Source organism: Kyrpidia tusciae DSM 2912, assembly GCF_000092905.1.
Taxonomy (GTDB): Bacteria; Bacillota; Bacilli; order Kyrpidiales; family Kyrpidiaceae; genus Kyrpidia; species Kyrpidia tusciae.
Genome location: NC_014098.1, coordinates 1,198,319 through 1,217,127, shown reverse-complemented (window position 1 = coordinate 1,217,127; position 18,809 = coordinate 1,198,319). Strand labels below are relative to the sequence as shown.

Genomic DNA, 18,809 nt, shown 5'->3' with positions numbered 1-18,809 from the left:
CCATCGGCACCCCGATCTCCCGTGTAGCGTTTCGATGAACTGCGGTTTACCCTTTCACCACAATATTGACCAATTTCTTGGGGACAACGATCACCTTGACCACTCGTTTTCCACCTGTCCATTCCTGGATTTTTTCCGCACCCAAAGCTGTCTGGCGGACTTCTTCCTCCCCCGCCGAAGCTGAGACGACGATATGATCTCTGACCTTACCGTTGACCTGCACCGCATACTCCACTTCGTCGGTCACCAGTTCCGCAGGATCATAGGTCGGCCACGGCTGTTCGTGCACGCTGCCCGTTCCTCCAATCTGGCTCCACAACTCTTCGCAGATATGGGGTGCGGCTGGGGCGAGCAGGAGCAACACGGTCCGGATGGCCGCCGCCTTGGTGAAGGGATCCGCCTCCGCCGGGTAGGCGTAGATGGCGTTTACCAATTCCATGATGGCGCTGATCCCGGTGTTAAACGTGTACCGCTGCGCGAAGTCTTCGGTCACCTTTTTGATCGTGGCGTGGGTCTTGCGGCGCAGATCCCTGGCTGCGGGCGCCATCCGGTCTCCGGCCGGAGCGTGAAACACCTCTCGATTCTGGTTGACGAGCCGCCAGACGCGATGGAGAAACCGGTGGCTACCTTCCACGCCTTGGTCATTCCACTCCAGGTCCCGGTCGGGCGGGGCGGCGAACAGGATAAACAACCGGGCCGTGTCGGCGCCATACCGGTTGATGATGTCATCCGGAGACACCACATTGCCCTTGGATTTGGACATCTTCGCCCCTTCCTTGATCACCATCCCCTGGGTTAAAAGATGGCGGAATGGCTCGGAAAAATCGACCCACCCGGCGTCTTGGAGGACTTTGGTGAAAAATCGCGAGTAAAGAAGGTGCAACACCGCGTGCTCAATGCCGCCGATATAATCGTCCACTGGCAACCATTTGCGAACCGCTTCGGGATCGAAGGGGCGAGCGGTTTCCTTCGGGCTGGTATAGCGAAAATAGTACCACGATGAACACATAAAGGTGTCCATGGTGTCCGTTTCTCTCCGGCCCGGTCCTCCGCACTTCGGGCAAGTGGTTTGGACGAAATCCTCATTGGTCGCCAAAGGCGATACCGTCCCCGGCTCGAAAGAGACATCTTCCGGCAACCGGACGGGCAACTGATCTTCGGGCACCGGCACAATGCCGCAATGATCGCAGTACACGATGGGAATCGGCGCTCCCCAGTAGCGTTGCCGGGAGATGAGCCAGTCTCGGATGCGGTAAGAAGTGGCAAAACGCCCTTTTCCCATCTCCTCCAGGTGGGCGGTGATGGCGTGGATCGCCTCGCGATTGTGCATCCCGTCCCACCGACCGGAGTTTACGAGAACTCCGTCTTCCACATAGGCTTCGACAGGGGGCGTGGGAAGTTCTCGATCTTCCGGTCGAATCACGACCCGGATCGGAAGGTTGTATTTTTTGGCAAAGGCAAAATCCCGTTCGTCGTGGGCAGGCACACCCATCACAGCGCCGGTCCCGTAATCCAGAAGTACATAATTCGCCACCCAGATCGGCACTCTGTCCCCGGTGAGGGGATGAATCGCATAAGTGCCGGTGAAAACCCCGCGCTTTTCCCCCTCCGCCGCGGTGCGTTCCACCTCCGAAGCCTTGCGCATCTCCTCTACGAAGGCCTCCACCCGATTCCTCTCACTCGAGTGTTCGATGAGCGCCGGCACCAACGGGTGCTCGGGAGCGAGAACCATGTACGTCACCCCGAGCAGCGTGTCCGGCCTGGTGGTGAACACCCGGATCGTCTCCGGCCGTCCCTCCAGTGCGAACTCCACTTCCGCGCCGGTGCTGCGCCCGATCCAGTTGCGCTGCATCACTTTAACCCGTTCCGGCCAGCGGTCGAGCTGATCCAAATCCTCCAATAACCGATCAGCATAATCAGTAATCCTCAGAAACCACTGCTCCAGCTCCCGCTTTGTGACCTCCGTGCCACAGCGCCAGCATCTCCCGTTCTCCACCTGTTCGTTGGCCAGCACGGTGACACAATGTGGGCACCAGTTCACCGCCGCTTTTTTCCTATAGGCGAGCCCGCGGTGGTAGAAAAGCAAGAACATCCACTGGGTGAACTTGTAATAATCCGGCGCGCAGGTCGTCACTTCCCTCTCCCAGTCGTAGCTGACCCCGAGGCGTTTCTGCTGCTGCCGCATGTGGTCGATATTCTCGTAGGTCCACAGCCGGGGATGGACACCGTGCTGGATTGCCGCATTCTCCGCGGGCATGCCAAAAGCATCCCACCCCATGGGATGAAGAACATTGTACCCTTGCATCCGTTTCACCCGGGCCACCACATCGCCGATGGAGTAAACCCGAACATGGCCCATGTGCAACTTGCCCGAGGGGTAAGGAAACATCTCCAGGCAATAGTAATGCGGGCGGTTTGCATCCTCCCGGGTGCGATACAGCCCGGTCTCCTCCCACAGATTCTGCCACTTGGGTTCGATCTCTGCCGGCACATACTGTAGTTCGGTCACGACGTACCCCTCCTTGACGCCACTCATCACAAAAGCCTCTCGCCCCGGCTCGTGCCAGGGACGAGAGGCCCTTGCCCACCGCGGTGAGGCCGTCACCGCGCACACACCCTTGGAGTCGCGTTCCACGGACACCGGAAGGTATCCAAAAGAATCAACCCTCACCCGCCGCTGGTTGCCTGTTTGGGGCGAAATCTACACTGAAATTCCCTGCGATCGACTGCCAATTGTATGCTACATTATACATGGATCGACAAAAGGTGTCAATTTGTTGTCGGAGATGTCACGAGGACTGGGACAACATTGGGGCATCGCCCCAGAGTCGTTCCAGCTGATAAAACTCCCGTTCCTCCTCTCGGAACACGTGCACCACCACATCCCCAAAGTCGAGCAGAACCCACCTGGCTTCATCACGTCCTTCGAGACCTTGGAGCACCGCCCCGTGTTCCTCCATTTTTTCGCGCACATGATCTGCGATGGCCTGCACCTGGGTTCTGGACTGACCGCTGCAAATGACGAAGTAATCGGCGATGATGGAGAGTTCTCCAATATCGAGGATCACCACATTCCCGGCTTTTTTGTCCGCTGCGGCATCCGCCGCCAGGCGCGCTAAACTGGCCATCTGTGCACTCATTCCCACGCCTCCCCTGTCGGATTGCTGGCCTTGCCCCACTATCGGCTCCGCCCACCGCGGACCCGGGACCAGCATTCGTTTCTCGCCAACACCGTCAGTACAGCCACCGGTCTCCCGCGATCGAGAAGATCCCGCAGGCTGGCATCAAACATCTCCGCCAGAGCCCTGTCCAAATCCTGACTGGCCAATTGGCGAAGCCGATCCACTCCGGGATAAGCCCGCCCGGGCTCCACAGCGTCGGCCAGACACACCACCCTTTCCAAAAGCCCCATCCCCGGGCGCCCGGTGGTGTGATAACGGACGGCATCTGCAACTTCGTCATCTTCCACCCCGAATTCCTGCCCGAGTTTGGCGGCGGCGATGGGTCCGTGCAAGACGGCCACGGGTCCAAAGAGCTCCCGATCGACCCCCAGTCGCCGAGCTTCCTCTTCCAGACGATCGGCGGGCCATTCCCGGGCCCAATCGTGGATCCAAGCCGCCAGGCGCGCTTTATCCCCGTCTGCCCCATAGCGCTTGGCCAGTCGTTCGGCTTCCGCCACCACGCCCTCCACGTGAGCGAATCGCGCCGGGCTCAGGGCCCCTTTGACCTTCTCTTTGATCTGTTCTTCCGTCATCGCACCCGCCCCGCCCTTTTATACAACCCTTTTGCTCGGATCAGTTCCTGAACAGCTTGGGGCACCAATACACTGACCGTTCTCCCTGCCTCCAGCCGAGCGCGAAGTTCTGAAGATGAAACCTCCAGCCGGGGCATCTCCACCACCTCGAGAGCAGCTCTGGGAAATTGCTTTCGAACGACGTCCATCCCCTTATGCTCGTTATACCCCGGCCGGACCACCGCAATCAAGTCGGCTAAAGAAACAATCTCTTCGGGGGATTTCCACATCGGGAATCCCAGGAGTTGATCCGCGCCGACAATCCATGCGAATCGCACATCCGGGTGCCGGGTCCTCAGATAACGAAGGGTATCCACGGTATACGATGGCCCTTCCCGGTCGAGTTCCACCCGGCTCACCCCGAGGCCCGGACGGTCAGCCACGGCAACTTCAACCATGTGAAACCGATCTTCGGCCGGCGTATCCGGCGCCTCTTTGTGTGGCGGAATTCGGGTTGGAACAAAGAGCACGCGTTCTAAACCACAGGCATCCAATACGTATTCCGCCGCGACAATATGTCCAATATGAACGGGATCAAAGGTGCCTCCGAAGAGCCCGATCCGTTTCATATATCGGAGCCCCCTTTGACCGCCCCGTCGTCCAACCCTTCTTCCACCACCGCCCGCATGTCCGCCACCGGCGCCGCCAGTCCCGTCCAAATCCGGAAGGCCGCAGCACCCTGAAAGACAAACATGCCCACCCCGTCACAGGTGGACCTTCCCAACTCCCGGGCGCGCTTCAACAACAGGGTCTCCCTTGGGTTGTAGACGATATCGCTGACCACACAGCCCTCCCGGGTCCACCCCGGATCGAAGGGCATTGCGCCCGTGTCCGGGCTCATCCCGACCGGTGTCGTGTTGACGCAGAGGTCCGCTTCCCGAAGCCAAACCTGCAGTTTGTCCCAGCCCCCGGCCTGAATTCGACCGGGTCCCAGGCGGCTGAACTCGTCGGCGAGCCTCTCGGCCTGCGCCGGGCGCCGGGCCACCACTCGCACCAAGGCCCCCTCCCGCACCAAGGCGTGGGCAATGCCTCGGGCAGCCCCCCCGGCGCCAACCACGACAGAGACCTTCCCTTCCACCGTCAAACCGGTCTCCGCATGCAGGGCTTCCACATAACCCCAACCATCCGTATTATAACCCGTCAACCGCCCCTCCTGAACGAGCACGGTGTTCACGGCTCCAATCTCCGCGGCCTCATCGGACAGCTCGTCCACCAGACGGCACGCCGCCTCTTTATGGGGGACTGTGATGTTCCATCCCCGGAACCCCAGCGCTCGAAGGCCTCGCATCGCGTCGGGGAGATCTTTGGGTTGAACATCGAAGGCACTATACCGCCACGCCAACCCGAGCCGCTCGAAGGCCCGGTTGTGCATCACGGGCGATAGAGAATGCCCCACCGGATGACCGATCAAGGCCACGCGGCCTTCCACCTGTACCATTCCCTGCCCCCGCTTTCCCGTACGGCCCCTCTCTTTCCCCCATCATACCATGAGCAGCGGGAGAACGGCTATTTTCGAAAATCCATTCTGAGTTTGACATTCGTGCCCTCAAAGGCGATGTGGAGATCGTGGAGATGATAATCCTGCAACTCCGGCTCACTCTCCCGCGCCCGTTGGACCTCCCGGCGCAACCAATCGAGCCAACCGTCAACATCGAAGGTGATCGGCTGGGAAGAAACCGAGGGCAACGACAGGACCCGAACCACCCTGCGCCTCCGCAACGTCTCCAAAGGGGCAACCTCCTCACCGACGATCTTACTCAAGCCATATGCGGAAGTTTTCACCCCTATACTCAAACCAAGGCCGGGCGCAACTCCGTTTCAACCCCCTCGGGCACAGAAAGGCCCACCCGGGCAACCCGTCCCCGGGCCGAGACCCATCCCAGGCCAGCCACCGCCAGGTCGACTTTCTCTCCGGCCTCGAGTTTCCACTCGGTGCGCGCCATGGTCATAACTCCCGCCAGACAGCGCTCACAGGGAGGGACCAGGTCCTTGCCGGCGTGCTTTTCAAAGAAAGGCTGGGCCCGGAGTACATTCGTCCGATGGATGGGAACCCGGTTGGAAAGAAAGCAAACAAAAGGTTGTCGATCCCCCTCCAGTACGTCCAACCGGGCCAATCCCCCCAGCCAAATACTTTGTCCGGTCTCCAACGAATAGACCCGGGGCCGAATCGGCTGAACAGGCACCACCGCCCGAAGGCACGTCGGACACAACCGATCCACCACTCGGTAGCCCGCCGTGATGCCGGGGGTGTCCACCCATTTTCGCCCTTCCCCGCGGTCGATGGTCACCGCGTTCAAAGTCGTGCCCGGCACCCGGGACGTGGTGAGGGGGCGATCCGACGAGATTTCGGCGGCTCCCATCAACGCGTTGAGCAAGCTCGATTTTCCCGTGTTGGCGGCGCCCATAAAATACACCGCTCCGTCGACCCGGTTCAGATCGGCGAGCAACCCGGGGATCCCGATCCCTTTGTGGGCGCTGGCCAAATACACGCGTTGCGCGCGAAAGCCTTCCCGCCTGAGCTGCCGTTCAAACCACCGCCTGACCCGATCGTAATTGGTTTCCCGAGGCAAGAGGTCGATTTTGTGGACCACCAGCCATTGCCGCTCCCCGGCCACGTCGTTCAGGTCCGGGATTCGCGTACCCGTCCAATCGAGAATATCCACCACCTGAACCACCAGGGCCCGCTCCTGTTTCGCCCGGGCCAAGACACCCCGAAGGCGCTCGGGCGGCACCGCAGCAGGGGCGATTTCCTGATAATGGATGATGCGATAGCAGCGTCGGCACAGCACCCCGGGTTCATCGATGCGATGGGCCGGGACGTAGCCGGCTTTTCCCGGGTCCTCGCTTTGAAGTTCCTCCCCGCAACCACTGCAGACCTTCATCCTCGATGCTCCCCCTCAGAGATCCGATGCAGGGACGGGGCAATAAAGCGCAGCACCCGGCGTTCGAAGAGCCGCATCACCCGGGTCCCCACCCATTCCTTATCGGAAATCGGCACCACGAGAATCGTATACATCCCCATCCGGTTTCCTCCTGCGATGTCCGTAAATAACTGGTCCCCGATCATCGCCGTTTGCCGGGGGTGGGTGCCGGTAATCTCCAAAGCCTTCATGAAAGCCCGCATGCGCGGTTTCCCGGCTTCGTGGACCGCCGGGATATTCAACTGTTCCGCAAAAGGGCGAACCCGAACCTCTTTGTTGTTCGAGACAATGCATACCTTCAAGCCCCGATCCCGCAAATCGTCCAGCCAATGGACCAACTTGTCCGGCGCCTCGGGCTCGTTCCAAGCCACCAGCGTATTGTCCAAATCTGTGACCACTCCGAGCAAGCCTTTGCGAACCAACGCCTCGGCATTCACGGCGTAGATCGACGGCACGTATGCATCTGGCACAAAAAGGCGCAGCACAGCTTCCACTCCCCGCCGCGAATTGCAGTCGTTCCATCGCATCCTGTCAACCTGGAATGGTACCACATTCCAACCCGCGATCCAAGCGAAAAAAAGCCGTCCTTCGGCGCCGCCTTTGAACCAAGGTGCTACAGGTGGCAGATTCGACGGGGAATCGCTAGGGTTTCCCCCGCGAAAAACCGGGCGATACTGGAAAAGTCGAGGGACGATACCGATGGTGAAGGGGCGGGGAGGGATGACCTTGAAACGCTGGAGGCACAGCCGCCGCTTGTTCATTTGGACCGGGGTATGGACCGGCCTGGTGGCACTCCTCGCCGGGCGACTGTTTTTTATTCAGGTGGCCGATGCCCGCCACTACGAAGGCCACGATCTCGTGGCCCTGTCGGTGGAACAGCGCAGGGAACAGTTTGTGGTGGACTCGGGTCGGGGCAACATCCTTGACCGAAACGGGCGGTCCCTGACCGGACACACCTTCCTCGGCCTGGTGGTCCTGCCGCCTTGGCACCCCGACCTCCACGATCCGAATCTGGGGCGGCTGGCCGCCATCCTGGGACGCCCGGTGAACCAGATCCAGGCCGCCCTGGCTTCCATGAAACAGCCGGGCCTGCTCAGCCTGCCCAGCCCCGGTGGGACTTCCACGCCCATCGAATTGACCGACGCCCAGGCGGCCGCCGTTCAATCTCTGGGAATAGACGGGATCCTGCCCCGCCAAGTCACGGTGAGATACAACAATCAATCTCTGGCCCGCCACGTCGTCGGGTTCATCGGGGAGGACCCCAATCTCGTCACCCAGGTTTACGATGGGCGCTACCCTCTTAACGAGCCGGTGGGCAAAATGGGCCTGGAGAGCGTGTTCCAGGAGGATCTTCGCGGGAACGGCCCCGCTCGAACCCTTCATTTTTATGTGGATGGGGAAGGCCGGCCCTTGCCGGGGCTGGGGATCCGAGAAGCGACCCGGCCGGATACCGGGCTGAACGTCCAGACGACCCTGGACATGGGGTTGCAAAAGATCGTGGAGTCGGCCATGGACAAAGTGGCGCTGCCCCGAGGCGCCGCGGTGGTAATGGACGTGCATACCGGCGACATCCTGGCCATGGCCTCCCGGCCAAATTTTGACCAGAACCACATCCCGTCCGGGGCCGCCAACTACCCGAAAAATCTCGCGGTGGAGGCCGATTTTCCCGGCTCAGTGTTTAAAATCGTCGATGCCACCGCCGCCCTGGACAAAGGGCAGCTCGCCGCCAACACTCCTTTCAACTGCACGGGCTCGATCCAAATTGGGGATGGGGTGCTCAACTGTTGGCAGGTGCACGGGCATGAGACGGCGGAGGAAGCTTTCGCCCAGTCCTGCAACGTGGCCTTTGCCCAGATTTCTATGAAGCTGGGGCGTCAGAACATGGAGGACTACGCCAAGGCCTTTGGCCTGGCCCAAAGGCAGGGGCAGGTGGTGGACGGCCGGGATGTGTTCGATGAGGAAGACCCGGGTTCGATCTTTGTCGGGCCGGGCAGTGCACTGCGCTTATTGGCCAACACCGGGATCGGGCAGGAAAATGTCCGCATCAGTCCCCTTCAGGCGGCGGTGATGGCCGCCACCATCGCCGCGGACGGGAAACGACCCGTCCCCCGGCTGGTGATGAGACTCGCCACCGCCCAGGGAGATCCGTATCGGACATTTCCCATCCAGTCTCCGGTTCAGGCCATCAATCCGGGGGTGGCCAAAGAAGTCGGTCAGTGGATGCGGGAGGTCATCGCTTCCCCCCAGGGCACCGGGCACCTTCTCGCCCAGGCGGCCTGGCCGGTGGCGGGGAAGACCGGCACGGCCCAGACCGGCCAACCCCACCGGGTCAATCAGTGGTTTGTGGGGTATTTTCCCTACGATCACCCCCGTTACGCCATCGCCGTGGACGCTCTGGACATCCCCGACAGTTCGGGACTGCGCTACCCCGAACCCATCGTTCTCGACATCGTCAACGCCCTGGCGCACGCCGGAAACGCCCAGACGGACGGCGCCCCCCAGTCCGGCGGGGGGAGGTGAAGAATTTCAGTTTGCGGGCCGCACAGCGGCCGCGAACGAATCGCGAAAAACTTGCCCCATCAGCGCCGAGTCGGCAGATGTTTGCTTTCTCACTCAGGTCCCCCACCGCTTTCCCCCTCATATACTATCCCGTGCCATTTTTGCCCACGGGAGGGGTTGCGGTGGACCCCGAGGTCAGCATTGTCCTGCCTGCCCGAAACGAACGGGATCATCTGGAACAAACGGTTCGGTCGATTTGGGGGGCTCGAACCGGCGTGACTTATGAAGTGATTGTGGTGGAGGACGGTTCCAGCGATACCACGCCGGAGATCGCCGATAGCCTCGCCCACGCGGCGCGGCCCGGCGAAAGGGCCCAAGGAAGCCCGGAAGGTCCAAAAGTGCATGTCCCACACGCGCACGAAAGGGCGCCCGCCCTAGCCCCGAACGTGATTCACACCGGCGGTATCGGAGCGGCCAGGGCAAGAAATGTCGGTGCCGAAGCGGCCCGGGGGCGAATTCTCGTCTTCTGTGACGCCCATGTGTTTGTTGAGGATGGCTGGCTGGACGAGTTGGTACAGTTACTGCGCTCCGGAGACTGGGATGCGGTGTGTCCGGGGATTGCTGCCCACGACCGGACGGACTTGGCGGGATTCGGGCAGTCGTTGTCCGGGTCCGGAGAGATTCGCTGGCTGCCAAAGCCCGAAAGGCCGCAGGCAGTACCGATTCTCCCCGGGGCTTGCATCGCCGTTTCCTCAGAGGTTTTTCGACAGGTCGGCGGCTTCGACGACGGACTTCGCACCTGGGGGTTTGAAGACATCGAATGGTCCATTCGGATGTGGCTCACGGGATATCGCCTCGGCACGACACCGAACACCGTGGTTCGCCACGTGTTCCGCAAAGCTCATCCCTACGCCGTTCCCTCCTACGATTACTACTACAACTTGGCTCGAATGGCACTCAGCCATTTTAGCGGACCCCGATTGGCCCGGCTCCTACGGGGGCTGTCCACACACCCCATGCGTTTCGACCTGTTGACGGCGGTCCTTTCGGACGGTACGCTGGAGCGCCGTCAGGAACTATTCAAGATCCGGGTCCGGAGCGACGAGTGGCTTGTCCAAACCTTCGCGCTGCCTTTGCAATAACGGCGATGCTCCGTCATGTGCCCTCATGATCTCCGTTGCCCGCCGACGATTCCCACGGTTCGCGCCCCGCCCCTCCTGCGGGGGCCGCTTCGGTCGCTCCCGAGCGGCCCCCGATAGCCGGCAAACGTTTCAGACCGGCGGCAGAGGCGGCAGTGTCGTCGGCGTCGGCGTTGGTCCCACCGGAGGAGCCGGATCGAGCACCAGTTGGCGCTGCAACACTTGGATGGTCAGCAGCACCATCATCTGCTCCCGGAAGGTGCGGAAGCTCCGTTCCCCGATGGGCGGGTCCCCTGCCTGGAAGCCGCGTTCCCCGCCGGGCGAATGGCTGCCTTCCCCGTAGAGGCGAGGGACATCCGCCTGGAGCACGGCGGCGCTCACCAATTCGCAATAGGGCTTGCTGTCATAGTCAACGATGGTCAGGGAGTCCGTTTCCCGAAGCGGCCGGCCAAACCGCCCCACCATTTGGAACTCCTCGTAGATTTCCGGAGTGGGCTCGATGGGCGGCGTCAGGAAGGTGACCGCCGTGACGCTTTCAAAGGGGATATCCACGATGGTATGGCGCACATCTCCGCTCACGGCTCTCCGGGTCACCCGAGAAGCCGTCCCGTACTGGATATCCTCCCGAACCCGTCCGCGGACAAACAGCCGATTGGTGGGCATCAGCAGGTCGCATCGATCCAGGAAGACCGTTTTGTCGATGCGAAGGATGTCGGTGGCCGGATCCGGCAGCCGGATCGAGGCGTCCAGGTCGATCTGCATGGTGAGTTGCGCCAACAGCACCGGGGCCTTGATCGTCACAGGACCCACGGTGGGCACAGGGGTCACCGGCGTGCTCGGCGCCTCAGGAGGCGTTCTGGCCTCCAACACCTCCGCCTCTCGGCACTCCGAACGAATCCCGAGTACATCGACGTCGGCATTCCGGGAGCCGAGCCGGCTACGTGTTCTACTCATTTCTGATCTCCTCCCCCTTCTTTCAGAATCGGGATTCACCACAATGGTATGGCCGAGATTCGCGAAACGAATCGGCCCCTGTCCAAGGCCGTCGCCCTGTTTTCTCCCTTTCCGCACACGTCCACACGGCGGGCTGCCCGTCTCTCATACACTGGCAACACCTCATCCCTTGGAGGTGGTGCCCCGTGCACATCTGTGTGATCGGCGCGGGCCATATCGGGCAGCACGTTCTCACTCACCTGAGAAGCGTTCGACCCGCCGACGTTCTCACGGCGGTGGACATCGATCCCGATAAAGTAGCCGCCCTGCGAGAGCAGGGCATTTCTGCAGACGGCATTTGTCGGGATCCCGACCAGGTCGACGTGTGGATTGTCTGCGTCTCCACCGGGCCCGGGCTGTCCTGGCTCTTTCAAGCCCTGGACGGCGTGCGCCCGAAACCCGGAGCCCTGGTGAGCATCGAATCCACCCTTCCCGTGGGAACCACGGCGAAAGCGGCGGAGAGGTTTCGCGCCCGGGGATACACCCCCGGAAAAGATTTTTATCTCACCCATGTCCCTCACCGGGTGTTGTTTGGGGTAGACGAAGACCCCACCGGCACCACCCGGGTGATCGCAGGAGTCACGGAGACCAGCCTTCAGGCGGGGATCCATTTTTATACCGCTTGCCAAATTCCCCTTTTTCCCGTCAGCCGCCCGGAGATCGCCGAGCTGGCCAAACTCGTCGAAAACTCCGCCCGGTACATGGAGATCGCTTTTGCCGAAGCCCTGAAAATGGGATGTGACGCCGGGGGTCTCGATTTTGACGAATTGCGTCTGGCCGTGGGCACCAAAGGTAACGTCCGACTGGCGGATGTCGATTATGGCATTGGCGGGGAGTGCCTGCCCAAGGACCTTGACTTTCTGCAGCAATGGCTCAACGCCCCTCTCCTTGAAGCTGCCGCCAAAACGGACCAGGCGTACCGGCGCCACCTGGTGAAGATCGCCCAGGGCAGGCGGGCCGCCCTTTTAGCGGGACTCACCTATAAGCCCGGGGTCCCGGTGGTGGAGGGAAGCCGGGCGGTGGAGCTTGGCCGGCAGCTGCAGCAACAGGGCGTGGAAGTGTTCGCCCAAGATCCCCTTCTCACCGAGGACCAGCTCAAGAAGCTCGGCTTTCTTCCCTACAAGGACGGCGTGGACGTGGACGTGGTGTATTGGCGGGGTAAATGGGAGGAAAGGAGGAGCACGCCGTGAACTGGAATGGAGTACCCGTTCTCGTCACCGGGGCCGCAGGATTTATCGGAAGTCACGTGACAGAGCTTTTGGTCCGGCGCGGAGCCCGGGTGAGGCCCTTTGTCCGGTATAACTCCACCCGCAATCTCGGGTGGCTCGCCCACCTCGACCCGGCCATCCAGCAGGAATTGGATGTGGTGGCCGGCGATCTGGGCGATGCCGAGGCCGTTCTTCAAGCCGCCCAGGGGATGGAAGTGATTTTTCACCTCGGGGCAATGATTTCGATTCCCTACTCCTACGCTCACCCCCGGGAAGTGGTGGAGACCAACCTGATCGGCACCCTGAACATTCTCACCGCCGCCCGGGACCTGGGCGTCCGGCGGGTCATCCACACGTCCACCAGCGAGGTCTATGGAACCGCACGGTTTGTCCCCATCGATGAAAATCATCCCCTTCAGGGCCAATCGCCATATTCGGCGAGCAAAATCGGGGCCGACAAATTGGCCGAGAGCTTTTTTTGCTCTTATGAGCTTCCGGTGGTCACCGTGCGGCCCTTTAACGCCTATGGGCCTCGCCAATCCCTCCGGGCTGTCATTCCCACCATTCTCGTGCAGGCCCTGACCCGGGACCGGATTCAACTGGGCGATTTGTCGACAAAAAGGGATTTTACCTATGTTGTGGACACCGCTGCCGGCTTCGTCCGGGCCGCGGAGGTGGATGAGGCCGTGGGAGAAGTTTTCAACATCGGGAGCGGCCGGGAAATCACCATCGGCGATCTCGTTGAGGAAGTCTTTTCGATCACCGGGCGAAGGCTGCCGGTGGAACAGGAGGCCAAGCGGCTGCGGCCGACCCGGAGCGAAGTGCGCCGACTGTGGGCGGACTCCTCGAAAGCCGCGAGAATCCTGGGTTGGCGCCCCCAGGTCGACCTTCGGGAAGGGCTCGAACGAACGCTGGCATGGGTCAACGACCACCTGGACCGGTTTCCCGGCGACAACTATGTCGTGTGAGGGGGGGAGACCTGTGAAAGCGGTCATTATGGCGGGAGGCCGGGGTCAGCGGCTGCGCCCGCTCACCGACGTCATTCCCAAGCCCCTCCTCCCCTTGGACGGGGTTCCCATGGTCGAAATCCTGATCCGGCAACTTAAGTCCCAGGGTTTTGACGACCTGGTCTTGACCGTCGGCTACCGGGCCGATCTTCTCCGCACCTACCTGGGCGGCGGCGAAGCCTTCGGCGCCCGCATCACCTATATCGAAGAAACGGAACCCCGGGGTACTGCCGGCGGCCTCAGCCAGTTGCCTGCCGATCAGCCGCTGCTCGTCGTCAACGGCGACATCCTGACCACGGCGGGATTTTGTGACATCGCCGCCAAACACGAGGAATACGGTGCTGCGTTGACCCTGGTTTCCTACCCATCGGAGATTCCCGTGGATTTTGGCGTCCTTCACACCCAAGGAGAGCGCGTGCTCCGGGTGGAGGAAAAGCCGCGTCTTCCGGCCCTGGTCAGCACCGGGATCTACGTACTCTCCCCGGACGCCTTGGCCATGGTTCCGGATGGGCGTTGCGACATGACCGACCTCATCGGCCGCCTGATCGCCGAAGGCCGCCGGGTATGCCACTACCCGCTATCCGGCGTATGGATCGATGTCGGGCGAATGGAAGACTTTAGGCGGGCGCAAAAACTGTTCGCGGCCGACAAGGGCCGTTTTTTGCCGTCCCCATCCAAGGTGAAACGAAAGGAGTGAACCGTCGTGAGCACCGTGTTGGTGACGGGAAGCCGGGGAACCCTCGGCAAACGCCTCGTCTCGGCCTTGCGGCAAACTGGTCACGATGTGTGGCAGTGCGACCTGCACCACACCGCTGAGCCTCAATATTTTCGCGCTGACGTGGGCAATTATCGCCAACTGGAGCGGGTGTTCGAGCAGGATTACGACTTCGTTTACCACTTGGCTGCAGAATTCGGGCGAATCAATGGCGAGGAGTATTACGACACCCTGTGGCAGACCAATGTCGTGGGCACTCGGAATATCTTGGAATTTCAGCGGAAAAAGGGATTTAAGCTCATCTTTGCCAGTTCCTCGGAGATCTACGGGCAAAGCCGGGAGCCAGTCCTTGATGAAGATCTGCCGACTCGCCAGCCGGTCATTCCCCATAACGACTACGCCATGACCAAATGGGTGAATGAAGTGCAGATCATGAATTTTGAACAGCGTTACGAGGTGCCCGTCATGCGGTTGCGCCTGTTCAACGCCTACGGCCCAGGAGAATTTTATCACCCCTACCGCAGTGTGGTGTGCCTGTTCCTGTACCGGGCCCTCCACCGGCTCCCGTATACCGTGTATAAAGGCTACCACCGGGTCTTCATGTATGTGGACGACCTGATCGCGACGTTGGTCCGGTGCATCGATCGATTCCGCCCCGGAGAGGTGTACAACATCGGCGGACGGGAATACCGAAGCGTGCATGAATTGAGCGACAAAATTCTCGCCCTCACCGGGGCGTCGGAAGATCTTGTGACCTATCTCCCCGAAGATGCGCACAACACGGTCAACAAGCGCCCGAACATCGCCAGGGCCGAGCGGGATCTCGGCCACGATCCGAAGATCACCCTGGACGAAGGCCTCCCTTTGACTTTGGAGTGGATGCGGCAGGTGTATCACGTGTGAGTGCGGTGGGAGCCGGAACGGGGAGTCCGCTCATCAGCGTGGTGGTGCCGGTGTACAACCACGAGCGCTATATCTTTGAGTGCGTGGACAGCGCTCTGATGCAAGAGGGGGCTCCGCCCTTTGAAGTGGTGGTGGTGGACGACGGCTCCACCGACCGGACGCCGCTCATTCTGCAAACCTTTGGGTCCCGGATCCAGGTGATTCGCCAGCGCAGATCCGGCGCCGCCACCGCGCTGAATCGGGGGTTCGCCGCCGCCCGGGCGCCCTACGTATGCTGGTTATCCTCAGACGACCGGTTTGAGCCGGGAAAACTCGCCGCTCAGTGGCAATACGTCACCCGTCACCCCTATTCGGCCCTGTGCTATACGTCGTTTCATGTGATCGACGCCCACGGCGTCCGCCAGTATACGGTGGAGTCACCCTGGGATTCGGACCGAAACCGCCTCTATGCCATCTTATTGGAAGGTTGTTTCATTAACGGCTCCACCACGATCGTGCGGAAAGATGCCTTTTTCCAAGTCGGGGGATTCGATCCGGCACTGGTTCAAGGTCACGATTATGACCTCTGGCTGCGGCTGGTGGAACGATACACGGTGGGATACATCCCGGAACCGCTCTTGTCCTACCGGTGGCACGGGTCGAACATGAGCGCCAACCCCGCCGCCGACCGCTACTACAGTAATCTCGTGCGACAACGGGCTGCCCGTCGAAGACAACAGTTTGGAGGTGGTACGTCGTGAATATCGTCATCCCGGTGATGAGCCTTCACCGGGGCGGGGGATGCCGGGTGATCGCCGAAATGGCCAATGGCTTGCAGGCCTATGGCCACCGGGTGTCCATCGTACTGTTGCAGAATGCAGAGCTGGCTTACGACGTCCGGGTGCCGATCATCCGCGTGCCGGCCCTGATCCCGGAAGTCCTGCCGGAAGCGGACGTTTACATTCCAAATTTTTACCCGACCGTCATGCCCGCTTATCAAGCGGGAAAAGCTCGGGTCGTGCGCCTGTCCAACGGCTACGAACCCCTGTGGGTTCCGGATAAAGGAGCCGCCCTGGAAACGTACCGGCTCCCCGTTCCCGTCCTGGCCATCTCCCGGGTGCTCCAGCAGCAAATCCGGCAGGCGGTGGGTCGCTCCAGTTATCTCGTCCAGCCCGGGGTCGACCCATCGGTATTTCGGCCCTACCCCGAGATTCCCCGGCGCAGGCACCGGGTCTTTTTCATCTATCGGGCCGAGAGTCACGGCTATTTCTATAAAGGATCGGCAGATTTCTTTCAAGCGATGGACATCGTGCGCCGGGTGATCCCGGACGTGGAGATCGTGATGGTATCCACGGACGGGGTCGAGATTCAGACCGATTTACCCTTCACCCTGGCCCGGGCGGACACCGACCGGGATATGGCCGAGCTTTATGCAGGGAGCGACCTGTTCGTCTCGGCGTCCTGGTTTGAGGCTTTGTGCCTGCCCGCCCTTGAGGCCATGGCCTGCGGGACCCCCGTCGTCACCACCGATTCCGGAGGGGTGAGGGATTTTGCCGTGCCGGGCGAGAACTGCCTCATGGTCCCGCCCCGGTCCCCGGAACTTTTGGCCCGGGCGATCCTACGGGTACTCAGCAACGATTTTCTCCGGGAGCGGTTGCGCCGGGCGGGGCTTCGCACCGCCGCCCAGTGGACTTGGCAGCGTTTTTATCGCCAAGTGGACGCCGCCCTCACCACCGCCTTGGCCGCCTCTTGATACAATCGGGTCCAGTGGGCCTCCCGGGAGGTTTCCAACCCTCCGGCGATTAAGTGGGTTCGCAGCGTGAGGTCTGTGAGGGCAAGTTGGATCATCCGGGCCAGCCTCTCGACATCGCCAGGTGGGGCGAGCACGGCGTTGTACCCGGACACGGCGATTTCGTTCATACCGTCTCCATACACGCCGGCCACCGGGGTGCCGCAGGCCATCGCTTCCAGGACGGAAATCGGAGCCCTTTCGCCACTCGCCGGATGAATGAACAGGTCCACGGAGTTGTACAGGAAGGCCAGCTGGTGATCGGGCAGCCGGCCGTGCAAGACCCAGCCTTCTCCGGGGGGCCGGACGCCCCCCCGGCAGAGGGCGTGACACTGGATTCCAGGTAACACCGATCTCACCCGATCCAGGGCGGCATACGCGACGCCCAGGTCCCGGGGCGGCAATCCCGGGCCTTCGGGAGCGACAAGAAGCAAGACCTTCTGGCCGACACCCGCCGGGCGACGCTCCGGGCGCCCTCGAAACACCGAGGGATCGACCCCCGGATGCAACACCGCTGCGACTTTCCCGAATCGGGACCGCACACGGGCTCCGATCGATTCCGACGTCGCCCACACCGCCGCTGCCTCCCGGATACTGCGGTCGGCGGCCGCCGGGTCCGGGGCGTAGGAAGGGTCAAATCGCCCCAGAAAGCGGATCACCCGACCCCCGGCACAACGGGCGGCGATATCGAAGGATTCGGTGTCTGCGGCCACGGCCACCTCCGACCCCGGAAGGTTATTCGGTCCGCCTGGAGCGATCCGGACCAGTGGACACTGCACCGGCCAGTCCACCGCCGCCGACTCCGGCACCGCCAGGGTCACCCGATGACCGGCGCTTTGAAGTCCATGTGCCAGCTCGATCACCGTACGGGCATGGCCGCCATATCCGAGATCCTTCGCCGCCACCGTAACCCGCATGTTCAACCCCCCGTCGCTACCCTGGCATCGGACTGATCACCCGGATCCATAACGCCACTCGCCCCGTCACCCGAATCCAAACTGTCGGCGATCCCCCGGCATGCCGCCCGGGAAGTGAATATATCAGGACCTGCGCCTTCCAGTCGGAGGTGGTGACGTGCCTGGGCTCATCGAACCCAAATAGATCCTCGGGGCCGCCCCACCCACCCGAAGAAGCCCGCCCTACCTTCGGAAGATTGGCCGTGAGAGGTGCACGTCTCTGATCTCCCGGGAACACCTCTTCCCCCAGGATCAGCGTAAAGGGAATTTTCCGGCGTTCGTAGTAAAGGGGTGCGGATTCAAGTGAGACTTCCCCCGGGGCGGGGCCCACCGCCGTCACTCGAAGGGTCCCTTCCACACGCACTCCGCTGCCGAAACGAGGGGTGGCCCTTTGGACCTCGACCTCCGCCTCCCACTGTGCCCTTTCACCGATCTCCCCCCGGACGCCGGACAACGGAGCCAGCCAGTCGACTTGCCAGACCTGTTCCAACATGTCGGCCGCCGTCCACCGCGTGGTACCCTCCTGCCACCGATACAGAACCGCAGGCCTCACCCGGCCCATGAGGCCGTCCTTTCCCCCATCGGCAGCCTCTCCTTCCCCCACTTCCACCACCCGGGGGTCCCCAGGAGCCAGGCGAAACCCATCGTCGCCCGGGGCCCCCCCGTCGCCGCGGATCTGGACAAATCGCTGCAGCCAGAGACCTGGGGCCTTTTTCCGGCGTTTCACCCCGGTCCCCCCGGTCCGCCCGCCCCGGGCTTCCCAAATCCTGCGCGCAAGATCAAACACCCCCCCAGACGCTGCCCGCCAGCCGCCATTTTCCCACCACCGGCCGTGTCACTTTTATCTGTACGCCGGATACTGGGCGGCTGTGCAGGTTTTACCCGGAATCGAGCTTGGCCAGACTAG

At 61.8% G+C, this 18,809-nt stretch carries 19 protein-coding genes; 8 read left to right on the top strand and 11 right to left on the bottom strand.

Going from position 1 to position 18,809, the window contains the following annotated elements; translation table 11 throughout:
* Nucleotides 1-46 precede the first annotated feature (46 nt).
* From leuS to BTUS_RS05985, 8 genes are all read right to left on the bottom strand, one after another.
* Nucleotides 47-2,536, bottom strand: a complete 2,490-nt coding sequence (gene leuS / locus BTUS_RS06020; protein WP_013075227.1) for a leucine--tRNA ligase — start codon at nucleotides 2,534-2,536, stop codon at nucleotides 47-49.
* A 253-nt stretch (nucleotides 2,537-2,789) separates the two neighbouring features.
* A complete protein-coding gene (gene rsfS / locus BTUS_RS06015; RefSeq protein ID WP_013075226.1) occupies nucleotides 2,790-3,140 on the bottom strand; it encodes a ribosome silencing factor in 351 nt (116 codons plus the stop codon).
* A 38-nt stretch (nucleotides 3,141-3,178) separates the two neighbouring features.
* Nucleotides 3,179-3,754 (bottom strand): bis(5'-nucleosyl)-tetraphosphatase (symmetrical) YqeK, encoded by a 576-nt coding sequence (gene yqeK / locus BTUS_RS06010; protein ID WP_013075225.1) that lies wholly within the window; start codon nucleotides 3,752-3,754, stop codon nucleotides 3,179-3,181.
* Nucleotides 3,751-4,362, bottom strand: a complete 612-nt coding sequence (nadD, locus tag BTUS_RS06005) for a nicotinate-nucleotide adenylyltransferase (protein WP_013075224.1) — start codon at nucleotides 4,360-4,362, stop codon at nucleotides 3,751-3,753. Before nadD ends, yqeK begins: the two co-directional genes overlap by 4 nt.
* A complete protein-coding gene (locus BTUS_RS06000; protein ID WP_013075223.1) occupies nucleotides 4,359-5,231 on the bottom strand; it encodes a shikimate dehydrogenase in 873 nt (290 codons plus the stop codon). The genes nadD and BTUS_RS06000 overlap by 4 nt, the downstream gene beginning before the upstream one ends.
* A gap of 68 nt (nucleotides 5,232-5,299) precedes the next feature.
* Entirely contained in the window at nucleotides 5,300-5,521 is a 222-nt protein-coding gene (locus BTUS_RS05995; RefSeq protein ID WP_013075222.1) for a hypothetical protein, read from the bottom strand.
* Nucleotides 5,522-5,583: 62 nt separating this feature from the next.
* Nucleotides 5,584-6,675, bottom strand: a complete 1,092-nt coding sequence (gene yqeH, locus BTUS_RS05990; protein WP_013075221.1) for a ribosome biogenesis GTPase YqeH — start codon at nucleotides 6,673-6,675, stop codon at nucleotides 5,584-5,586.
* Nucleotides 6,672-7,199: a YqeG family HAD IIIA-type phosphatase gene (locus BTUS_RS05985; protein WP_218917983.1), complete on the bottom strand. Its 528-nt coding sequence runs from the start codon at nucleotides 7,197-7,199 to the stop codon at nucleotides 6,672-6,674. Before BTUS_RS05985 ends, yqeH begins: the two co-directional genes overlap by 4 nt.
* 241 nt (nucleotides 7,200-7,440) lie before the next feature.
* Between BTUS_RS05985 and BTUS_RS05980 the strand changes: the two genes are divergently transcribed.
* The gene (locus BTUS_RS05980) at nucleotides 7,441-9,234 is read left to right on the top strand and encodes a peptidoglycan D,D-transpeptidase FtsI family protein (RefSeq protein WP_169307945.1); all 1,794 of its coding nucleotides are present in this window, start codon (nucleotides 7,441-7,443) and stop codon (nucleotides 9,232-9,234) included.
* A 161-nt stretch (nucleotides 9,235-9,395) separates the two neighbouring features.
* Nucleotides 9,396-10,355 carry a glycosyltransferase family 2 protein gene (locus BTUS_RS05975; protein ID WP_013075218.1) on the top strand — a complete coding sequence of 320 codons (960 nt, stop codon included), beginning with the start codon at nucleotides 9,396-9,398 and terminating at the stop codon, nucleotides 10,353-10,355.
* A gap of 129 nt (nucleotides 10,356-10,484) precedes the next feature.
* Here the strand turns inward: BTUS_RS05975 and BTUS_RS05970 are convergent, their stop codons facing one another.
* Entirely contained in the window at nucleotides 10,485-11,306 is an 822-nt protein-coding gene (locus BTUS_RS05970) for a CsxC family protein (RefSeq protein ID WP_013075217.1), read from the bottom strand.
* A 185-nt stretch (nucleotides 11,307-11,491) separates the two neighbouring features.
* Between BTUS_RS05970 and BTUS_RS05965 the strand changes: the two genes are divergently transcribed.
* The 6 genes from BTUS_RS05965 to BTUS_RS05940 are packed head-to-tail and all read left to right on the top strand — an operon-like array spanning nucleotide 11,492 to nucleotide 16,910.
* A complete protein-coding gene (locus BTUS_RS05965) occupies nucleotides 11,492-12,535 on the top strand; it encodes an NAD-binding protein (RefSeq protein ID WP_013075216.1) in 1,044 nt (347 codons plus the stop codon).
* Nucleotides 12,532-13,521: a GDP-mannose 4,6-dehydratase gene (locus tag BTUS_RS05960; protein WP_013075215.1), complete on the top strand. Its 990-nt coding sequence runs from the start codon at nucleotides 12,532-12,534 to the stop codon at nucleotides 13,519-13,521. The genes BTUS_RS05965 and BTUS_RS05960 overlap by 4 nt, the downstream gene beginning before the upstream one ends.
* 13 nt (nucleotides 13,522-13,534) lie before the next feature.
* Nucleotides 13,535-14,257, top strand: coding sequence for a sugar phosphate nucleotidyltransferase (locus BTUS_RS05955; protein ID WP_013075214.1), 723 nt, complete (start codon nucleotides 13,535-13,537; stop codon nucleotides 14,255-14,257).
* 6 nt (nucleotides 14,258-14,263) lie between these two features.
* The gene (locus BTUS_RS05950; RefSeq protein ID WP_013075213.1) at nucleotides 14,264-15,178 is read left to right on the top strand and encodes an NAD-dependent epimerase/dehydratase family protein; all 915 of its coding nucleotides are present in this window, start codon (nucleotides 14,264-14,266) and stop codon (nucleotides 15,176-15,178) included.
* The gene (locus BTUS_RS05945; protein WP_013075212.1) at nucleotides 15,175-15,918 is read left to right on the top strand and encodes a glycosyltransferase family 2 protein; all 744 of its coding nucleotides are present in this window, start codon (nucleotides 15,175-15,177) and stop codon (nucleotides 15,916-15,918) included. Before BTUS_RS05950 ends, BTUS_RS05945 begins: the two co-directional genes overlap by 4 nt.
* Nucleotides 15,915-16,910, top strand: a complete 996-nt coding sequence (locus BTUS_RS05940) for a glycosyltransferase family 4 protein (RefSeq protein ID WP_013075211.1) — start codon at nucleotides 15,915-15,917, stop codon at nucleotides 16,908-16,910. Before BTUS_RS05945 ends, BTUS_RS05940 begins: the two co-directional genes overlap by 4 nt.
* Here the strand turns inward: BTUS_RS05940 and BTUS_RS05935 are convergent.
* Nucleotides 16,862-17,863, bottom strand: coding sequence for a glycosyltransferase family 4 protein (locus BTUS_RS05935; RefSeq protein ID WP_013075210.1), 1,002 nt, complete (start codon nucleotides 17,861-17,863; stop codon nucleotides 16,862-16,864). The genes BTUS_RS05940 and BTUS_RS05935 overlap by 49 nt on opposite strands.
* Before the next feature lie 16 nt (nucleotides 17,864-17,879).
* Nucleotides 17,880-18,689: a hypothetical protein gene (locus tag BTUS_RS05930; RefSeq protein ID WP_041303806.1), complete on the bottom strand. Its 810-nt coding sequence runs from the start codon at nucleotides 18,687-18,689 to the stop codon at nucleotides 17,880-17,882.
* Between the last annotated feature and the right edge of the window lie 120 nt (nucleotides 18,690-18,809).

What these genes read in the sequence shown, in the direction of transcription:
- leuS (WP_013075227.1), bottom strand. Translation starts at nt 2,536, where the DNA reads ATGAGTGGCGTCAAGGAGGGGTACGTCGTGACCGAACTACAGTATGTG.
- rsfS (WP_013075226.1), bottom strand. Translation starts at nt 3,140, where the DNA reads ATGAGTGCACAGATGGCCAGTTTAGCGCGCCTGGCGGCGGATGCCGCA.
- yqeK (WP_013075225.1), bottom strand. Translation starts at nt 3,754, where the DNA reads ATGACGGAAGAACAGATCAAAGAGAAGGTCAAAGGGGCCCTGAGCCCG.
- nadD (WP_013075224.1), bottom strand. Translation starts at nt 4,362, where the DNA reads ATGAAACGGATCGGGCTCTTCGGAGGCACCTTTGATCCCGTTCATATT.
- BTUS_RS06000 (WP_013075223.1), bottom strand. Translation starts at nt 5,231, where the DNA reads ATGGTACAGGTGGAAGGCCGCGTGGCCTTGATCGGTCATCCGGTGGGG.
- yqeH (WP_013075221.1), bottom strand. Translation starts at nt 6,675, where the DNA reads ATGAAGGTCTGCAGTGGTTGCGGGGAGGAACTTCAAAGCGAGGACCCG.
- BTUS_RS05970 (WP_013075217.1), bottom strand. Translation starts at nt 11,306, where the DNA reads ATGAGTAGAACACGTAGCCGGCTCGGCTCCCGGAATGCCGACGTCGAT.
- BTUS_RS05935 (WP_013075210.1), bottom strand. Translation starts at nt 17,863, where the DNA reads ATGCGGGTTACGGTGGCGGCGAAGGATCTCGGATATGGCGGCCATGCC.